General features: G+C 71.9%; 15 protein-coding genes. 14 read left to right on the top strand and 1 reads right to left on the bottom strand.

What is annotated here, in order from left to right; genetic code table 11:
- Positions 1-154 precede the first annotated feature (154 nt).
- The 14 genes from CRP30_RS18205 to CRP30_RS18140 all read left to right on the top strand — a co-directional run bounded on the left by CRP30_RS18205 (position 155) and on the right by CRP30_RS18140 (position 15551).
- Positions 155-508 carry a PadR family transcriptional regulator gene (locus CRP30_RS18205; RefSeq protein ID WP_097185436.1) on the top strand — a complete coding sequence of 118 codons (354 nt, stop codon included), beginning with the start codon at positions 155-157 and terminating at the stop codon, positions 506-508.
- On the top strand, positions 505-1338 hold the full coding sequence (locus CRP30_RS18200; RefSeq protein ID WP_200814849.1) for an ATP-binding cassette domain-containing protein: 834 nt from the start codon (positions 505-507) through the stop codon (positions 1336-1338). The genes CRP30_RS18205 and CRP30_RS18200 overlap by 4 nt, the downstream gene beginning before the upstream one ends.
- Positions 1335-2033 (top strand): hypothetical protein, encoded by a 699-nt coding sequence (locus CRP30_RS18195; RefSeq protein WP_200814848.1) that lies wholly within the window; start codon positions 1335-1337, stop codon positions 2031-2033. The genes CRP30_RS18200 and CRP30_RS18195 overlap by 4 nt, the downstream gene beginning before the upstream one ends.
- A 108-nt stretch (positions 2034-2141) precedes the next feature.
- Positions 2142-3380 carry a DUF4032 domain-containing protein gene (locus CRP30_RS18190; RefSeq protein WP_097185435.1) on the top strand — a complete coding sequence of 413 codons (1239 nt, stop codon included), beginning with the start codon at positions 2142-2144 and terminating at the stop codon, positions 3378-3380.
- 164 nt (positions 3381-3544) lie between these two features.
- On the top strand, positions 3545-4885 hold the full coding sequence (locus CRP30_RS18185) for an extracellular solute-binding protein (RefSeq protein ID WP_097185434.1): 1341 nt from the start codon (positions 3545-3547) through the stop codon (positions 4883-4885).
- Positions 4882-5841 (top strand): carbohydrate ABC transporter permease, encoded by a 960-nt coding sequence (locus CRP30_RS18180; RefSeq protein WP_097185433.1) that lies wholly within the window; start codon positions 4882-4884, stop codon positions 5839-5841. The genes CRP30_RS18185 and CRP30_RS18180 overlap by 4 nt, the downstream gene beginning before the upstream one ends.
- 3 nt (positions 5842-5844) lie before the next feature.
- Complete coding sequence (locus CRP30_RS18175; RefSeq protein ID WP_097185432.1) at positions 5845-6678, top strand: carbohydrate ABC transporter permease; 834 nt, start codon at positions 5845-5847, stop codon at positions 6676-6678.
- Positions 6679-6745: 67 nt separating this feature from the next.
- Entirely contained in the window at positions 6746-8047 is a 1302-nt protein-coding gene (locus CRP30_RS18170) for an ABC transporter ATP-binding protein (RefSeq protein ID WP_097185431.1), read from the top strand.
- 18 nt (positions 8048-8065) lie between these two features.
- Complete coding sequence (gene lspA / locus CRP30_RS18165) at positions 8066-8716, top strand: signal peptidase II (protein WP_369406769.1); 651 nt, start codon at positions 8066-8068, stop codon at positions 8714-8716.
- A gap of 67 nt (positions 8717-8783) precedes the next feature.
- The gene (locus CRP30_RS18160) at positions 8784-9731 is read left to right on the top strand and encodes an RluA family pseudouridine synthase (protein ID WP_235003526.1); all 948 of its coding nucleotides are present in this window, start codon (positions 8784-8786) and stop codon (positions 9729-9731) included.
- Positions 9732-9741: 10 nt separating this feature from the next.
- Positions 9742-10539 (top strand): CPBP family intramembrane glutamic endopeptidase, encoded by a 798-nt coding sequence (locus CRP30_RS18155; protein WP_097185429.1) that lies wholly within the window; start codon positions 9742-9744, stop codon positions 10537-10539.
- Complete coding sequence (locus CRP30_RS18150) at positions 10536-10970, top strand: GNAT family N-acetyltransferase (RefSeq protein ID WP_235003525.1); 435 nt, start codon at positions 10536-10538, stop codon at positions 10968-10970. The genes CRP30_RS18155 and CRP30_RS18150 overlap by 4 nt, the downstream gene beginning before the upstream one ends.
- A 206-nt stretch (positions 10971-11176) precedes the next feature.
- Positions 11177-14734, top strand: a complete 3558-nt coding sequence (dnaE, locus tag CRP30_RS18145) for a DNA polymerase III subunit alpha (protein ID WP_097185428.1) — start codon at positions 11177-11179, stop codon at positions 14732-14734.
- Positions 14735-14915: 181 nt separating this feature from the next.
- A complete protein-coding gene (locus CRP30_RS18140; protein ID WP_159961793.1) occupies positions 14916-15551 on the top strand; it encodes a DUF2567 domain-containing protein in 636 nt (211 codons plus the stop codon).
- Here the strand turns inward: CRP30_RS18140 and CRP30_RS18135 are convergent.
- Positions 15544-16401 carry an LON peptidase substrate-binding domain-containing protein gene (locus tag CRP30_RS18135; protein ID WP_097185426.1) on the bottom strand — a complete coding sequence of 286 codons (858 nt, stop codon included), beginning with the start codon at positions 16399-16401 and terminating at the stop codon, positions 15544-15546. The genes CRP30_RS18140 and CRP30_RS18135 overlap by 8 nt on opposite strands.
- Between the last annotated feature and the right edge of the window lie 128 nt (positions 16402-16529).

The following is a 16529-nucleotide window of genomic DNA, read 5'->3' as shown; positions in this document are numbered from 1 at the left end:
CACACCTCGCGGGCTCGGCGCGGGTCCCTGAAGGGTGGCCGCTCCAGCACGTCACGAGGCTCGCGGCGGGCCCCTGCGGGAGGGCCGGCGATGCCCCGACACGCGATCGGCTGCTTGATAGCTCCGAGCTATACAGCGGCGCTACTATCCGGCCATGGCTGACGACCGGCGCGCGCAGTGGCTGCGCGGAGTGCTCGATCTGTGCGTCCTCGCCGAACTCCAGCGGGGGGAGTCCTACGGCTACGGCGTGGCACGTGCGCTCGAGGACCTGGGGCTCGGGCCCGTCCCCGGAGGGACGTTGTACCCGGTGCTCGGTCGCCTGGAGCGAGCCGAGCTGATCCGCTCCCGCTGGGTGGACTCGGCCAGTGGTCCGCCGCGCAAGTACTACGGGGTGACCGCGGCCGGGACGGACCTCCTCCGGCGGGAGGCGGGTGAGTGGGCGCTGTTCGCCGCCCGCGTCGGCACGGCGCTCGGCGCGGGCGTCACGCCGGTCCGGGAGACGCGGTGAGCGCCGCGCCCCAGGCGGTCGAGGCCTGGCTCGCAGACCTGACCAGGGCGTTGCGCCGGGAGAACGTGGACGGGTGGCACTGCGAGCAGGTCGTCGCCGAGGCCGGCCGCCACCTGTCGGACGGCGGGGAGGATCCGGTCGCGGCCTTCGGCACGCCGCAGGAGTACGCCCGGATCGTCGCGGCGGATCTGGCCGTCGACGACGGAGAGCCGCCGTCGCCGGCCGCCCCCCGGCTCGTGGTCACCGGGGTGCGCAAGAGCTATGGCCGCGGGGCGCGTCGTCGGCCGGTGCTCGACGGGGTGGACCTCGTCGTGGCCGCGGGCGAGGTGGCGGCCGTCGTCGGACCGAACGGTGCGGGGAAGTCGACGCTGTTGCGGATCTGCGCGGGGCTGGAGAGCCCGGACGCCGGCAGCGTCGTGGTGACGGGAGCGCTCGGGTACTGCCCGCAGCAGCCTGCGCTGGTCGACCTGCTCCGGGCGGAGGAGCACTTCGACCTCGTGGGCGCAGGCCGCGGCATGGACACCGCCCAGGCGCGTCGCGCGGGTGGCGACCTCGCGGCTCAGCTCGCGTGGATCCCCGATCGGCAGCCGGTGGGGGAGTTGTCCGGGGGCACCCGCCAGAAGCTGAACGTCGTCCTCGCCGCACTCGGGGATCCCGGCCTGCTGCTGCTGGACGAGCCGTACCAGGGCTTCGACGGCGAGGCCTTCCTGGACTTCTGGGAGCGGGTGTGGCACTGGCGCGACGCCGGCGCGGCCGTCGTCGTCGTCACCCACCGCCCGGAGCAGCTCAAGCGGGTGGACATCGTCCTCGACCTGGGCGGTCCCCGATGAACCGGATCACGGTGATGGCGCGCTCGACGGCTGTGGAACTGCTCAGGCGGCGCACCGTGGTCGCGCTCATGGTCCTCGTGCCACTGGCCTTCTACGCGGCCCGCCACGACCTGACCGGTCAGTCGATCCGTTTCCTGGCGATCGGCCTGGCCTGGGCGCTGAGCACCCTGAGCGCCTTCGCCGGCATCGCGGGGCAGGCGATCGATCCGCGCCTGCGGCTGTCGGGGTACCGGGCGGGCGAGTTGCTGGCGGGCCGGCTGCTCGGACTCCTGGGCCTGGCCGTGGCCCTCACCGGGTTCTACGCCGCGGTGATCATGGTCGACCGCCGGCCGGAGCGATGGCCGGGACTGCTCCTGGCCCTGGGGCTGACGGTGGCTGTCGCGCTGCCGTTCGGCCTTCTCGTCGCCGCCCTGCTGCGGCGGCCGCTGGAGGCCGCGATGCTGCTGCTGGTCGTGTCCGGCCTGCAGATGATGATGGACCCGGCCGGATCCGCGAGCCGTGTCCTCCCGTTCTGGTCGGTACGCGAGATCCTCACCTGGACGGTCGACGGCACCGACCTCGGCTACCTGCAGCGAGGGCTCGTGCACGGTGCGCTCACGGTTGTCCTGCTCGGGGCGGCGACCGCCGCACTCCGGGCCCGGGCGCTGCGCGGGAGTCGGGGATCGGTCCTCGTCCAGGCGGAACCGACGGGCTGACGCCGGCGTCCCGGGCGCCGGCAGCCGGGTCCCGTGGGATCGTGTCCGCGGGCCGGCGTCGTCCTCGACGAACGGCGGCGACCCGTCCGCCTACCACCGGAGCGCGCCATGCGGTTCCTCTTCCGGCCCCCGGCCGCCGAGGCGACGGGGTTGCTCGCCCTGCCTTGGAACGAGCCGCTGGAGCAGTGGGATCCGGACCTGCTGCTCGAGGTCCCGCAGCGGGGCATCTCGCGACACGTCGTCCGGTTCGTGGCCAGCGGCTCGCACGTCTTCGCGCTCAAGGAGATCAACGAGCGCCTCGCCCGCCACGAGTACGCCCTGCTCAGCCAGTTCGAGGAGGAGGGGCTCCCGACGGTCTCCGTGCTCGGCATCTGCGTCGACCGCCCCGCGGCGCAGGAGGCCATCCTGGTCACCCGCTACCTCGAGTACTCGATGTCCTACCGCTGGCTGTTCTCCAGCCCCCGGGCCGGGCACTCCGCCGAGCAGCTGCTCGACACGATGGTCGAGCTCCTCGTCCGGCTGCATCTGGCCGGCGTCTTCTGGGGCGACTGCTCGCTGTCGAACACGCTCTTCCGGCCCGATGCCGGCGCGCTCGCGGCCTACCTCGTCGACGCCGAGACGGTCGAACGCCACCGCTCCCTCTCGCCGGGCCAGCGGGCCTACGACGTCGACCTCGCCCGCGAGCGCGTCGGCGCCGAGCTGCTCGATCTGCGGTTCGGCGGCCTGCTGCCCGAGGGCATCGACCCCATCGAGGTGGCCGAGGGGCTGCCGCCGCGCTACGCGGCGCTGTGGGACGAGGTGACCCACGAACAGGTCTTCGGGGTCGAGGAGCAGCAGTGGCGGCTCACCGAACGGCTGCGCCGGCTCAACGACCTCGGGTTCGACGTCGGCGAGGTCGAGCTGATCACCTCGGCGGAGGGCGCCCGGCTGCGGGTGGAGACGCGGGTGGCCGAGCCGGGGCAGCACCGGCGGGAGCTGCTGCGGCTCACGGGGCTCGAGGTGCAGGAGCGCCAGGCACGGCGCCTGCTCAACGACATCGTGGCGTTCCGGGCGCATCTGGAGCAGAAGACGGGGCGGCCGGTGGCCGAGTCGCTGGCCGCACAGCGCTGGCTGGCGGAGGTGTACCAGCCGGTCGTGGAGGCCATCCCGCGCGAGCTCGCCGGTCGGCTGGCCCCGGCCGAGGTGTTCCACGAGGTCCTGGAGCACCGCTGGTTCCTGTCGGAGAAGGCCCGGCGCGACGTCGGGACGGCGGAGGCCGCCCGCTCCTACTTCGCCACCGTCCTGCCGCAGACACCCGCGGAGGTCACCACTCCGTCGGTGCGGGCGGGCCTCTCGCCGGACGCCTGAGCGGCCGTCCGGAGCGCCGATGTCACGGTCCGGTCGCGGGGCAGCGGATCCGTACCGGTTCGAATTGACACCCCTGGTGAGCTGCACCACGCTCCGATGACCGCGGTGATCACCCATCACCGTCGCGCCAACGGAGGCGATGCGCAGTGCCCTACGCGGCTGACATGGAAGAGCCCCAGACCCGGGCGACCACGGTCCGGCCGGCCGCGTGGGGGAGGTCCAGGAGAAGTCTCGCCGGGGCCGCCGCCCTGCTCGTGACCGCGGGGACGCTGGCCGCGTGCGGCTCCGACGGCGGGGGCGCGTCCTCCCTCACCTGGTACATCAATCCGGACGCCGGCGGCCAGGCGGAGATCGCCTCCCGCTGCACGGAGGCCTCCGGCGGCCGGTACACGATCGAGACGGCGGTCCTGCCCCGCGACGCGGCGTCGCAGCGGGAGCAGCTGATCCGGCGCCTGGCCGCGAACGACGCCTCGATCGACCTGATGAGCCTCGACCCGCCGTTCATCCCCGAGTTCGCGGAGGCGGGCTTCCTCGCCCCCGTGCCCGAGGACGTCGCCGAGCGGGTGACCGAGGACGTCGTCGAGAGCGCGATCGAGGGCTCGACGTGGCGGGACGAGCTGGTCGCCGTCCCGTTCTGGGCCAACACGCAGGTGCTCTGGTACCGGACGTCGGTCGCCGAGGCCGCGGGGCTGGACATGTCGCAGCCGGTGACCTGGGAGCAGATCGTCGAGGCGGCGGAGTCCCAGGGCAAGCTCGTCGGGGCGCAGGGCGCACGCGCGGAGTCGCTGACCGTGTGGTTCAACGCGCTCATCGAGTCCGCCGGGGGCTCGATCATCGCGGAGAACGCCGAGGACCCGGAGGACATCCAGCTCGGGCTGGACACCCCGGAGGGCCAGCGGGCCACCGAGATCATGCAGCTCGTGGCCGAGTCGGAGGCGGCCGGCGCGGCCTTCTCCACCTCGAACGAGGACTCCTCCGCCACCGGCTTCGAGAGCGAGAACGGCGGCTTCAACGTCAACTACCCGTTCGTCTACCCCCGCGCCCTCGGAGCGGTGGAGGCCGGGACGATGGACGCCTCGGTCCCGGAGGACTACGCCGCGGCGGTCTACCCCCGGGTCGACGAGGACACCGAGGCCGCGCCGCCCTACGGCGGCATCAACCTCGGTGTCGGCGCCTTCAGCGAGAGCCCGGAGCTCGCCTACGAGGCCGCCGAGTGCATCGTCGAGGACGAGAACCAGGCGTACTACTTCGTGACCAACGGCAACCCTGCCTCGGCCACGTCGGTCTACGACGACGAGGAGGTCCTGGAGGCCTTCCCGATGGCACCGGTGATCCGGGAGTCCCTCGAGCTGGCCGCCCCCCGGCCGCAGTCGCCCTACTACAACGAGATCTCCGTCGGCATCCAGCGCTCCTACCACCCGCCGTCCACCGTGGACCCGGGGAGCACGGGGGAGCAGGCCAACGAGCTGATCACCGCGGTTCTGGCGAAGGAGGACCTGCTGTGACGACGACGACGCTGCCTCCGGGCAAGAAGACCGAACCGGTCTCGGCACCGAAGGGCGGCATCAGCGACCGCGCCCGCAGCGAGCGCAAGCTCGGCTGGCTGCTGGCCGGCCCGGCGTTCCTGGTCATGCTGCTGGTGACCGCCTACCCGATCCTGCAGGCCACCTACGAGTCGCTGTTCGACTTCCGGCTCACCGACCCCGACAACCGCGCGTTCGTCGGGCTCGGCAACTACGGCGTGATCCTCAGCGACCCGCTGTGGTGGCAGTCGATCGGCGTCACGGCCTTCATCACGGTGGTCACCGTCGCCGTCGAGCTGGTGCTGGGCTTCGGCCTCGCGCTCGTGATGGTCAAGGCACTCCGGGCACTGCGGCCGGTCCTGCGCGCGGCCATCCTCATCCCGTACGCGGTCATCACCGTGGTGTCGGCGTTCGCCTGGCAGTTCGCCTTCGACATCAACTCCGGCTTCGTGAACTCCTGGTTCACCTGGCTGCCCGGGGTGGCCGCCGACACCGACTGGTTCGGCGACAAGTGGACGTCGCTGCTGGTCATCTGCCTCGCCGAGATCTGGAAGACCACGCCGTTCATCTCGCTGCTGCTGCTGGCGGGTCTGGCCCAGGTGCCCGAGGTGCTCCAGGAAGCGGCCAAGGTCGACGGGGCGACCCGGTGGCAGCGCATGTGGAAGGTGACGATCCCGAACATGAAGGCGGCGATCATGGTCGCCCTGCTGTTCCGCACCCTGGACGCGTTCCGCGTCTTCGACACCATCTTCATCATGACCAACGGCGCCAACGGCACCGAGTCGGTCTCGTTCCTGGCCTACCGCCAGACCATCGCGCGGCTGGAGATCGGCCTCGGGTCGGCGGTGTCGGTGCTGCTGTTCCTCGCCGTCGTGCTGATCGCCTTCACCTTCATCAAGTTGTTCAAGGTCGACCTGGCCCAGGCGCGGGGGGAGTAGTCCATGTCCACACGCAAGAAGGTTCTCTGGGGCGTCGCAGGGGCGGTCATCATCGTCTACTGCCTGTTCCCGATCGCCTGGATCGTCTCCGTCTCGTTCAAGGCCCCGAGCGACCTGGCCAACAAGAGCTTCCTGCCGAGCGAGCTGACCTGGCAGAACTACGAGCTGATCCTCACCGGCGGCGCTAGCGAGCTGTTCCTCCCCGCGCTGCGCAACTCGTTCGCCATCTGCCTGATCGCCACGGCGATCTCGTGCCTGCTGGCGATGTTCGCCGCCTACGCCATCGCGCGGCTGGACTTCCCCGGCAAGAAGCTGATCCTCTCCACCGCCCTGGTGGTCGCGATCTTCCCGGTCATCTCGATCGTCACGCCGCTGTTCAACCTGTGGCGGCAGATCGGCCTGTACGACACCTGGCCCGGGCTGATCATCCCGTACCTGTCGCTGACCCTGCCCATCTCGATCTGGACGATGTCGGCGTTCTTCCGGGAGATCCCGTGGGAGATGGAGCAGGCCGCACAGGTGGACGGCGCCACGACGTGGCAGGCGTTCCGCAAGGTGATCGTCCCGCTGGCGGCGCCGGGCGTGTTCACCACGGCGATCATCGCCTTCTTCATCGCCTGGAACGACTTCATCTACGGCATCTCGCTGACCTCCACGGAGGCGGCCCGACCGGTCCCCGCGGCCCTCGGTCTGTTCACCGGGGCCTCGCAGTTCGAGGAACCGACCGGCGCCATCTCCGCGGCGGCGGTCATCGTCACGATCCCCGTCGTCGTCCTGGTGCTGCTGTTCCAGCGCCGGATCGTCGCCGGCCTCACCAACGGTGCGGTGAAGGGATGACCCGCGCCCCCGGCACCGCCCTCCACACGAACCGCCTGGCACCCACCCACCGAGGGGACGAGATCTGATGGCCGCCATCGAGATGAAGAACATCGTCAAGCAGTACGGCGACGGGTTCCCGGCAGTGAACGACGTCAGCCTGGACATCGCCGACGGCGAGTTCATGATCCTCGTCGGCCCGTCCGGCTGCGGGAAGTCGACGCTGCTCCGGATGATCGTCGGGCTCGAGGACATCACCAGCGGCGACATGCTGATCGGTGGCAAGCGGGTCAACGACCTGGCCCCGCGCGACCGCAACCTGTCGATGGTGTTCCAGAACTACGCCCTGTACCCGCACATGACGGTGTACGAGAACATCGCCTTCCCGCTGCGGCTGTCGAAGACCCCGGACGACGAGGTGCGCCGTCGCGTGACCGAGGCCTCCGACGTCCTGGAGCTCAAGGACCACCTCGAGCGCAAGCCCGCCAACCTCTCCGGTGGCCAGCGCCAGCGCGTCGCGATGGGCCGCGCGATCGTCCGCCAGGCGGAGGCGTTCCTCTTCGACGAGCCCCTGTCGAACCTGGACGCCAAGCTGCGCGGGCAGATGCGCACCGAGATCTCCCGCCTGCAGCGGCGCCTGGGCATCACCACGGTCTACGTGACCCACGACCAGACCGAGGCCATGACCCTGGGCGACCGGGTCTGCGTGCTCCGCAAGGGCAAGATCCAGCAGGTCGCCTCGCCCCGGGAGCTGTACGAGCAGCCGGTCAACCTCTTCGTGGCCGGCTTCATCGGGTCGCCGCCGATGAACTTCCTGCCCGCCGTCCCCAAGGGGAACCGGCTCGAGACGCCGTTCGGCGACATCGAGATCGACCCCGCGCGGGCCGGCAAGCTGGCCGGCCACGACCTGCTGATGGTCGGCATCCGGCCGGAGTCCTTCGAGGACGCGACACTGGTCGAGGAGAGCAAGCGCCACCTGGGCTCCACCTTCCGGGCGCGCGTGGACGTGACGGAGTGGCTGGGCGACTCGCAGTTCGCCTACATCCCCTACGAGGCGCCCGAGGCGATCACGACCCAGCTGCGCGACCTCTCCCGCGAGCTCGACGCGGAGGATCTGCGGACCCAGGCGATCGTGTCGATCGACTCCACGAGCCGGATGCGGGAGGGGCGCGAGGCGGAGTTCTGGCTCGACAGCCGCAAGGTGCACGTCTTCGACCCGGAGACGGGGGAGAACCTGACCCGGGATGCCGAAGCCGGCGCCGAGCTCACCCGGCTGGCCACCCAGGACCGGGTGGAGCAGGTCGAGGAGTCCCAGCAGCGGGCGTCCGCCGACGGCGGGCAGCGGGACGGCGGCCGGCGAGGCGGCGCGACCGCGGTCGGCTCGGCCTAGCGACGGGGGCGCGCGGCTATCGTCGACGACGGTGGCCGCGCGGTCACCCGCCGTCCAGCCGAGGAGAACGTCCTGTCCGAGCAGTCGCATCCGGCCGACACCCCGGCGGAGCACCCGGGCGACGGCCCGGCCGCCGTCCCCGGGCGCCGGCCCCGGACCCGCCTGCTGCTCACCCTGGCGGCGGCCGTGCTCGCCGCCGACCTGGCGACGAAGCTGCTGGTGGTCGCCACCATCGAGCCGGGCGAGGACATCCGCGTCCTCGGTGGGGCGCTGTACCTGACGAACCTGCGCAACACCGGTGCCGCCTTCTCCTTCGCGGAGGGCTTCACCGTGCTGTTCACCCTGGTCGCTGCGGTCGTCGCCGTCGTCATCGTGCGGACCGCCCGGCGGCTGTTCTCCACCGGCTGGGCGGTGACGCTCGGCCTCGTCCTGGGCGGCGCGGTCGGCAACCTGATCGACCGGGTCTTCCGGGATCCCGGTTTCCTGCGCGGAGGAGTCGTCGACTTCCTGTCCGTGTTCGGCCCCGACGGCAGCGTCTTCCCGGTCTTCAACGTGGCGGACTCCGCGATCGTCTGCGGCGGCATCCTCGGCGCACTGCTGGCCCTGCGCGGCATCGAGTTCGACGGCTCGCGGCCGACGAAGGAGTCGTCGGCCCGCGACGTCGCCTGACGCCGGCCCCGTCCAGAGGCTCGCCGCGAGCGGGCGAGCGGTGAGGAGGACGGGGTCCTTCTGCACAATGGGTGCCGTGACCCCTCCTCCCGGCATGCACCGTGCCCTGCCGGTGCCCGACGGACTCGAGGGGCAACGGGTCGACCAGGCTCTCTCCCGGCTCTTCGGGTTGTCCCGGACGGCCGCGGCCGACGTCGCCGACGCCGGCAACGTGCTGGTCGACGGTCGCGTGCGCGGCAAGGGCGACCGGCTCTCCGGCGGCAGCTGGCTGGAGGTCGAGCTCCCGCCCCCGCCGGGCGAACCCGTCGCGCCCCGACCGGTCGTGGGCATGACGATCCTGCACGACGACGACGACCTGGTGGTGGTGGACAAGCCCGTCGGCGTCGCCGCCCATCCGAGCCCTGGCTGGGACGGTCCCACGGTCATCGGTGGGCTCGCCGCTGCCGGGTACCGCATCTCCACGTCCGGTGCTGCCGAGCGCCAGGGCGTGGTGCACCGGCTGGACGCAGCGACCACCGGCGTGATGGTCGTGGCGAAGAGCGAACGCGCCTACACCGCGCTCAAGGCCGCCTTCAAGGAACGCACCGTCGAGAAGGGCTACCACGCGCTGGTCCAGGGGCACCCGGATCCCTCGCGCGGCACCATCGACGCGCCCATCGACCGGCACCCGAAGCACGACTGGCGCTTCGCCGTGGTCCAGGGCGGCCGGCCGTCGGTGACCCACTACGAGGTGACGGAGGCGTTCCCGGCGGCCAGCCTCGTCGACATCCGGCTGGAGACCGGCCGCACGCACCAGATCCGGGTTCACTTCTCCGCGCTGCGGCACCCGTGCGTCGGCGACACGACCTACGGCGCCGATCCGACGCTGGCGGCGCGGCTGGGCGTGCAACGGCAGTGGCTGCACGCCGTCCGGCTCGGCTTCCCGCACCCCGCCGACGGGCGCTGGGTCGAGTACACGAGCGAGTACCCGGCCGACCTCGCCGGCGCTCTGGCGATCCTGCGCGCCGAGGCCTGAACGGCCGTCGATGACGGGGCTGCCGGGATCCCTGGACGACTTCGGTCCCGCGGCCCTGGCCGCGGTGGTGGTCGCGGGCTACCTGGTCGTCGGTGAGCCGCTGGTCGGGCACGTCCTGCACCGGCGGTTCGAGGGCCGGCTGCGCACCGACCCCGGCGCCCGGCGGTCGTTCTACCGCCGGCTGCTCGTCCTGGAATGGGGGCTGGCGGTGCTCGCCCTCGTGGTCTGGCTGTCGGCTCCGGGGGTGGAGGCCGGGCAGGTGGGGCTCCGCTGGCCGCAGCAGTGGCCGGGCCCGGTGACCGCGGTGATCGTCGTGCTCGTGCTGGTCTTCGTGGTGGCCTCCACCCGCGCGCTGCGCTCGGGAGCCCTGCTCGAGGCCGCCGCCCCGGTGCGCCGGCCGGGTTCCTCCCCGCCTGCCCACGGGCGCCATGCCGAGCCCCCCGGCCACGCCACCCTCGCGCTCCTGCCGCGCACGACCACGGAACGGCGGCTCTTCACGGTGGTGGGTGTGACCGCCGGCGTCTGCGAGGAATGGCTCTACCGGGGCTTCTTCCTCGCGGTGGTCGCCGCGCTGGCCGGGGGTCCGCCCACGGGGGTGCTCGTCGTCGTGGCGGCGCTGGCCTTCGGGCTGGCGCACGCCTACCAGGGGCTGGTCGGCGTCGTCACCACCGGGCTGCTGGGCGGGATCATGGCCGCCGTCTACCTGCAGACCGGCTCGCTCCTGCTTCCCGTCCTGCTGCACGCGGTCATCGACCTCCGGTTCCTGCTCGTCCCTGCGCGTGCGCTGCCCGCCGGGCACCCGGCGTGAGCGACGTGCGGGCCTCCGTGGCGGGGCCGGCCGACTGGCCCGAGGTGGTCGCCCTGCGCACCCGGGTGTTCGTCGACGAGCAGGGCGTCCCACCGGAGATCGAGCAGGACGACGCCGACGCGACGGCGGTGCACGGGATCGCCCGGGACGCGGCGGGGGCGGTCGTCGCCACCGGCCGGCTGCTGCTGCGCGGCGACGGCACCGCCACCATCGGTCGCATGGCCACCGACGCTGCCGCCCGCGGGCGGGGGCACGGCGCGGCCGTGCTCGCGGAACTCGAGCGCCAGGCAGCGGCGCGCGGGGTGGTCGCCGTCGAGCTGCACGCCCAGGTGACAGCGCGCAGGTTCTACGAGCGAGCCGGCTACGCGGCGGTCGGGGACGAGTACGTGGAGGCCGGCATCCGGCACGTGACGATGCGCCGCCGGCTGTGAGTGGCCCCCTGCAGGGCCCCGCGGCGAGCGTGCGAGTCGTGGGGGGCAGGGGGTCCCTACTGTGAGGAGACACGTCCTGTCAGACCCTCGGAGTAGACCTCCGGGAGTGCGAGGATCGAACCCGCCGGACCGTGTCTTCCCCGCCGGTCGCCTGCCGGAGAACTGCCGGCCGGGCACGCACGACCACTGAGGAGCACCGACCACCCGTGAGCAGCTCGTCCGATTCGTTCGCGCACCTGCACGTCCACACCGAGTACTCGATGCTGGACGGTGCGGCCAAGCTCCCCGAGGTCACCGCGGCCGCGGCCGCTCAGGGCATGCCGGCCCTGGCGATGACCGACCACGGCAACGTCTTCGGTGCCTACGACTTCTACAAGCAGGCGACGAACGCGGGCGTGAAGCCGATCATCGGCATGGAGGGCTACTACACGCCCGGCTCACGCTTCGACCGCGCCCCGTTCGACTTCGGCGACAAGCTCCTCGACGAGGAGGGCGACGGCGGGAACAACCGCGGCAAGGCCGCCTACACGCACATGACGCTGCTGGCCCGGACGACGGAGGGGATGCACAACCTCTTCCGCATCTCCTCGCTGGCCAGCCTCGAGGGCCAGTACCGCAAGCCCCGGTTCGACCGCGACCTGCTGGAGCGCTACGGGAAGGGCCTCATCGCGACGACCGGGTGCCCGTCGGGCGAGGTCAACATGTGGCTGCGGGCCGGCAAGGAGGACCGCGCCCGGCAGGCGGCCGCCGACTTCCAGGACATCTTCGGGCGGGAGAACTTCTACGCCGAGATCATGGATCACGGCCTGTCGATCGAGAAGAAGACCAAGCCGGCACTGCTGGCCATCGCCAAGGACCTCGGCATCCCGCTGCTGGCCACCAACGACCTGCACTACACGCACAAGGAGGACGCGCAGGCGCACGACGCGCTGCTGTGCATCCAGACCGGGTCGCGGCTCAACGAGACCAACCGCTTCCGCTTCAACGGCGACGGCTACTACCTCAAGAGCGCGGCCGAGATGCGCGCGCTGTTCGCCGACCTGCCCGAGGCCTGCGACAACACACTGCTGGTGGCCGAGCAGTGCGAGACCACCTTCACCGAGGGGGCGGACCTCATGCCGCGGTTCCCCCTGCCCCCGGGGGAGGACGAGACCTCCTGGTTCGTCAAGGAGGTCGAGCGCGGGCTGCACAAGCGCTGGCCCGGCGGCATCCCCGACCACGTGCGCAAGCAGGCCGACTACGAGACCGGGATCATCTGCCAGATGGGCTTCCCGGGGTACTTCCTCGTGGTCGCCGACTTCATCAACTGGGCCAAGGACCAGGGCATCCGGGTCGGGCCGGGCCGTGGCTCGGCCGCCGGTTCGCTCGCCGCCTACGCGATGGGCATCACCGACCTCGACCCGCTGGCCCACGGCCTGATCTTCGAGCGCTTCCTCAACCCCGAGCGCGTCTCCATGCCCGACGTCGACATCGACTTCGACGACCGCCGCCGCGGCGAGGTCATCCGGTACGTGTCGGAGAAGTACGGCGAGGAGCGGGTCAGCCAGATCGTCACCTACGGGACGATCAAGGCCAAGGCCGCGATCAAGGACGCCGCCCGGGTGCTCGACCGCCCGTACTCCGTCGGCGACGAGCTGACCAAGCTCATGCCGCCGGGCGTGATGGGCAAGGACATCCCGCTGTCGGGGATCTTCGACCCGGCCCACCCGCGGTACAAGGAGGCCACCGAGTTCCGGGCCCGCTACGAGTCCGACCCCGGCGCGGCAGAGGTCGTCGACCAGGCCCGCAAGCTCGAGGGGCTGAAGCGGCAGTGGGGCGTGCACGCCGCCGGCGTGATCATCGGCCGGCACCCGCTCATCGACAGCATCCCGATCATGCGCCGCGAGGCCGACGGCGCCGTCATCACGCAGTTCGACTACCCGACCTGCGAGACGCTCGGTCTGCTCAAGATGGACTTCCTGGGCCTGCGCAACCTGACCGTCCTCGACGACGCGCTGCGCAACATCGTGCTGAACGGCAAGGAGCCGATCGACCTCGACGAGCTCAGCAAGGACCTCACCGACAAGGCCACCTACGAGCTGCTGGGCCGCGGGGACACCCTGGGCGTCTTCCAGTTCGACGGCGGCCCGATGCGGTCGCTGCTGCGGCTGATGCGGCCGGACAACTTCGAGGACATCTCCGCCGTCGGCGCCCTGTACCGGCCCGGTCCGATGGGCGCGAACTCGCACACCAACTACGCGCTGCGCAAGAACGGCCAGCAGGAGATCACCCCGATCCACCCGGAGCTCGCCGAGCCGCTGGAGGAGATCCTCGGCCAGACCTACGGACTGATCGTCTACCAGGAGCAGGTCATGGCGATCGCGCAGAAGGTCGCCGGGTACTCCCTCGGCAAGGCCGACCTGCTGCGCCGCGCGATGGGCAAGAAGAAGAAGTCGGTCCTGGACGCGGAGTTCGTGGGCTTCGAGGCCGGCATGCAGGCCAACGGCTTCTCCGCCGCCGCGATCAAGACGCTCTGGGACATCCTCGTCCCGTTCGCCGACTACGCGTTCAACAAGGCGCACTCGGCGGCCTACGGGCTGATCTCCTACTGGACGGCCTACCTCAAGGCCAACTACCCGGCCGAGTACATGGCCGGGCTGCTCACCAGCGTCGGCGACGACAAGGACCGGCGGCCGATCTACCTGGCCGAATGCCGCCGGATGGGCATCAAGGTGCTGCCGCCGGACGTCAACGAGTCCTCCTGGGACTTCACCGCCGTCGGCACCGACATCCGTTTCGGCATGGCCTCGGTGCGCAACGTCGGGCACAACGTCGTCGACTCGATCGTGCGGGCGCGGGAGGAGAAGGGCGCGTTCAAGGACTTCGCGGACTTCATGCGCAAGATCGACACCGTGGCCTGCAACAAGAAGGTCATCGAGTCCCTGGCCAAGGCCGGTGCCTTCGACTCGCTCGGCCACTCCCGCCAGGGCATCGTCGCCATCCACGCCCAGGCCGTCGACTCCGCGATGGGGCTCAAGCGCAAGGAGGCCGAGGGTCAGTTCGACCTGTTCGGCAGCTTCGGTGACGGGCCGGCCGAGGACGACCCCTTCGGGAACGCCCTCGACATCACCATCCCCACGGCGGACTGGTCGAAGAGCGAGCGGCTGGTGTTCGAGCGGGACATGCTCGGCCTCTACGTGTCCGACCACCCGTTGCACGGCGTCGAGCACGTGCTCACCTCGCACGCCGACACCCCGATCGCGGAGATCAACGCCGGCGGGGTGGAGGACGGCGCGAACGTCACCATCGCGGGCATCCTCACCGCCGTCGGCCCGCGCACCAACAAGCAGGGCGCGCCCTGGGCGATCGCCACGCTGGAGGACCTCGAGTCGGGCATCGAGGTGCTGCTCTTCCCGAAGACCTGGGCCGAGTACTCCGACAAGGTGGTCCGCGACCAGATCGTCGTGATCAAGGGGCGGATCAGCCGCCGGGACGACCAGCCGTCGCTGTTCGCCTCCGAGGTGACCGTCCCCGAGATCTCCGAGGGGCCGCGCGGACCCGTTCTCGTGTCCATGCCCGCGGCGCGCTGCACGCCCCCGGTGGTGGAGCGGCTGCGCGAGGTGCTGGGCAGCCACCCCGGGACGACCGAGGTGCAGTTGAAGCTGATCAACGGCAGCCGCGAGACGGTGCTACGGCTCGACCAGGGCCTCCGGGTGCGGCCGAGCACCGCGCTCATGGGTGACATCAAGGCGCTGCTGGGGCCCACCAGCGTCGCCCTCCTGTGAGCACGGACCTCGACCCCCGCACCCCTCGCACCGTCGGGGCGGGCCGCGGGACGAGGCCGCGCTGACGACCGGCGCCGCGGGAGACGCGGCCCCGGGTCCGGCGCCTGCCAGGAAGCCGTTGTTCACTGAAGCGGTGAGCCACCCCGCACCGTCCGTCGATCCACCGGCTCCGCATCCGCCCGTGGCGGCACCGGACGCGCTCCCCGCGTCCTCCGGGCGTGGTCGCCGGACGGTCCCGACGGCATCGGCCTACTGGCGGGGCTGGCCGGAGGTCCGGGCGGACCTGCGCAGCTCGGCCGGCATCGTGCTCGGCCTGGCGCTCGCCGGGATCCCCGCCGGGCTGCTGTGGTTCTGGCTCGCGCCGCGCGCGGACTTCGAGGTGACCGAGGCCGGCCCCGTACCGGTCGGCAGACCGTCGGAGGAGCTGCTGGTCGCCGACGACGCCGTCTTCGCCTTCGTGGTGCTCGGCGTCGGCCTGCTGGCCGGTGCCGCCGCCTGGTTCCTGCGCCGCCGCCGTGGCGTCGCCACCGTGCTCGCCCTCGCGGTCGGGGCGTGTCTCACCGCCGTCGTCGCGTGGCAGCTCGGTGAGCTCCTCGGCCCCGGGCCGACGGAGCAGGAGCTCGCCGACGTCGGCAGCCGGGTGACCACGTCGCTCACCCTGGGCTCCTGGGCGGCCATGGCGCTGGCCCCGTTCGGCGCCCTGCTCTCCTACGTCGCGGCCGTGCTGTACGCACCGCACGACGACCTGGGGCGCATCCCGCCGCCGGCCCCGCCGGCGGCGGTCCTCGCCGGAACGGACGAGCCGCCGCTCAGTTGACCGTCATCGGGGTGGCGAACTGCTGCAACGGCACGGGAACGGCGCCCAGCGTCTGCAGCAGGGTCAGCTCCCGGCGGAGCAGGCGCGCCTCCAGCGCCAGCCGGCGTCGGGTCGCCGACTCGGCCAGCAGCGCCTGCCGGTCCTCCGTCGTCAGCAGCGCGGCCGACGCGACGAGGTAGGACAGCGCCGCGGGGTCGTCGCTGACCGCGTCGAGCAGGACGGTCGTCTCCGCGTCGACGGTCGGCTCTCCCGCACCTCCGCGGTCACCGCCTCCCCGGTCACCGTCCCCGCCGCTGCCCAAGTCGGACACCTCGGCCACGTAGCGGGTGAACAGGTCGCGGACTCCGCGGGTGAGCAGCTCCAGCGACCCGCGGGCCACGGAGGCGACGACGTCGTCGAGGCCGTCGTCGCACGGGGGGGCCGTTTCGGCGGTGCCGGGGACGGCGAGGCCGTCGGTGTCCCCGGCCGCCTCCTCGGCGGCCTCCTCGTCGGCCAGCCACTCGACCTCGGCCTGCAGGTACGGCGGGTCGTCCCCGACGACCACGTCCAGCACCCGGAACCTCTCGCCGCCCACCGTGACGATGCGGAAGCCCCCGTCGGACTGCGGCCGCACCGCCTGGACGCGCGCCGTGCAGCCGATGTCGTACAACGCCTCCGCCGGCGCCACCCGCTCCACCTCCCACCCCTGCCGGATGGCCACGACGCCGAAGAACCGCCGGTCGCCGGCCTCCGGATGGGCGAGCAGGTCGCGCATGAGTCGGCGGTAGCGCGGCTCGAAGATCTGCAACGGCAGGACGATGCCGGGGAACAGGGGTGTCCCGAGCGGGAACAGCGGGATGAGGTCACCCATGGGCCCCACCGTACGGGCGAAGCGGAGCGGTGGACCGGCGCTGGCTACCCTGGAACCTCAGTCGGGCCCCGCGCCCGGCTCCGCCCACCGTGCTCTGCCTGCCACCCACCCACCATCCCGGAGGCAAC

The organism is Blastococcus haudaquaticus (assembly GCF_900230285.1).
GTDB classification, from domain to species: domain Bacteria; phylum Actinomycetota; class Actinomycetes; order Mycobacteriales; family Geodermatophilaceae; genus Blastococcus_B; species Blastococcus_B haudaquaticus.
Note: the sequence above shows the minus strand (reverse complement) of the source record. Positions and strands in the feature narration are given on the sequence as shown.

Bases quoted from the DNA above. Each gene is read 5' to 3' on its own strand.
- CRP30_RS18205 (WP_097185436.1), top strand. From the start codon at position 155: ATGGCTGACGACCGGCGCGCGCAGTGGCTGCGCGGAGTGCTCGATCTG.
- CRP30_RS18195 (WP_200814848.1), top strand. From the start codon at position 1,335: ATGAACCGGATCACGGTGATGGCGCGCTCGACGGCTGTGGAACTGCTC.
- CRP30_RS18190 (WP_097185435.1), top strand. From the start codon at position 2,142: ATGCGGTTCCTCTTCCGGCCCCCGGCCGCCGAGGCGACGGGGTTGCTC.
- CRP30_RS18185 (WP_097185434.1), top strand. From the start codon at position 3,545: ATGGAAGAGCCCCAGACCCGGGCGACCACGGTCCGGCCGGCCGCGTGG.
- CRP30_RS18175 (WP_097185432.1), top strand. From the start codon at position 5,845: ATGTCCACACGCAAGAAGGTTCTCTGGGGCGTCGCAGGGGCGGTCATC.
- CRP30_RS18170 (WP_097185431.1), top strand. From the start codon at position 6,746: ATGGCCGCCATCGAGATGAAGAACATCGTCAAGCAGTACGGCGACGGG.
- CRP30_RS18160 (WP_235003526.1), top strand. From the start codon at position 8,784: ATGGGTGCCGTGACCCCTCCTCCCGGCATGCACCGTGCCCTGCCGGTG.
- CRP30_RS18155 (WP_097185429.1), top strand. From the start codon at position 9,742: ATGACGGGGCTGCCGGGATCCCTGGACGACTTCGGTCCCGCGGCCCTG.
- CRP30_RS18135 (WP_097185426.1), bottom strand. From the start codon at position 16,401: ATGGGTGACCTCATCCCGCTGTTCCCGCTCGGGACACCCCTGTTCCCC.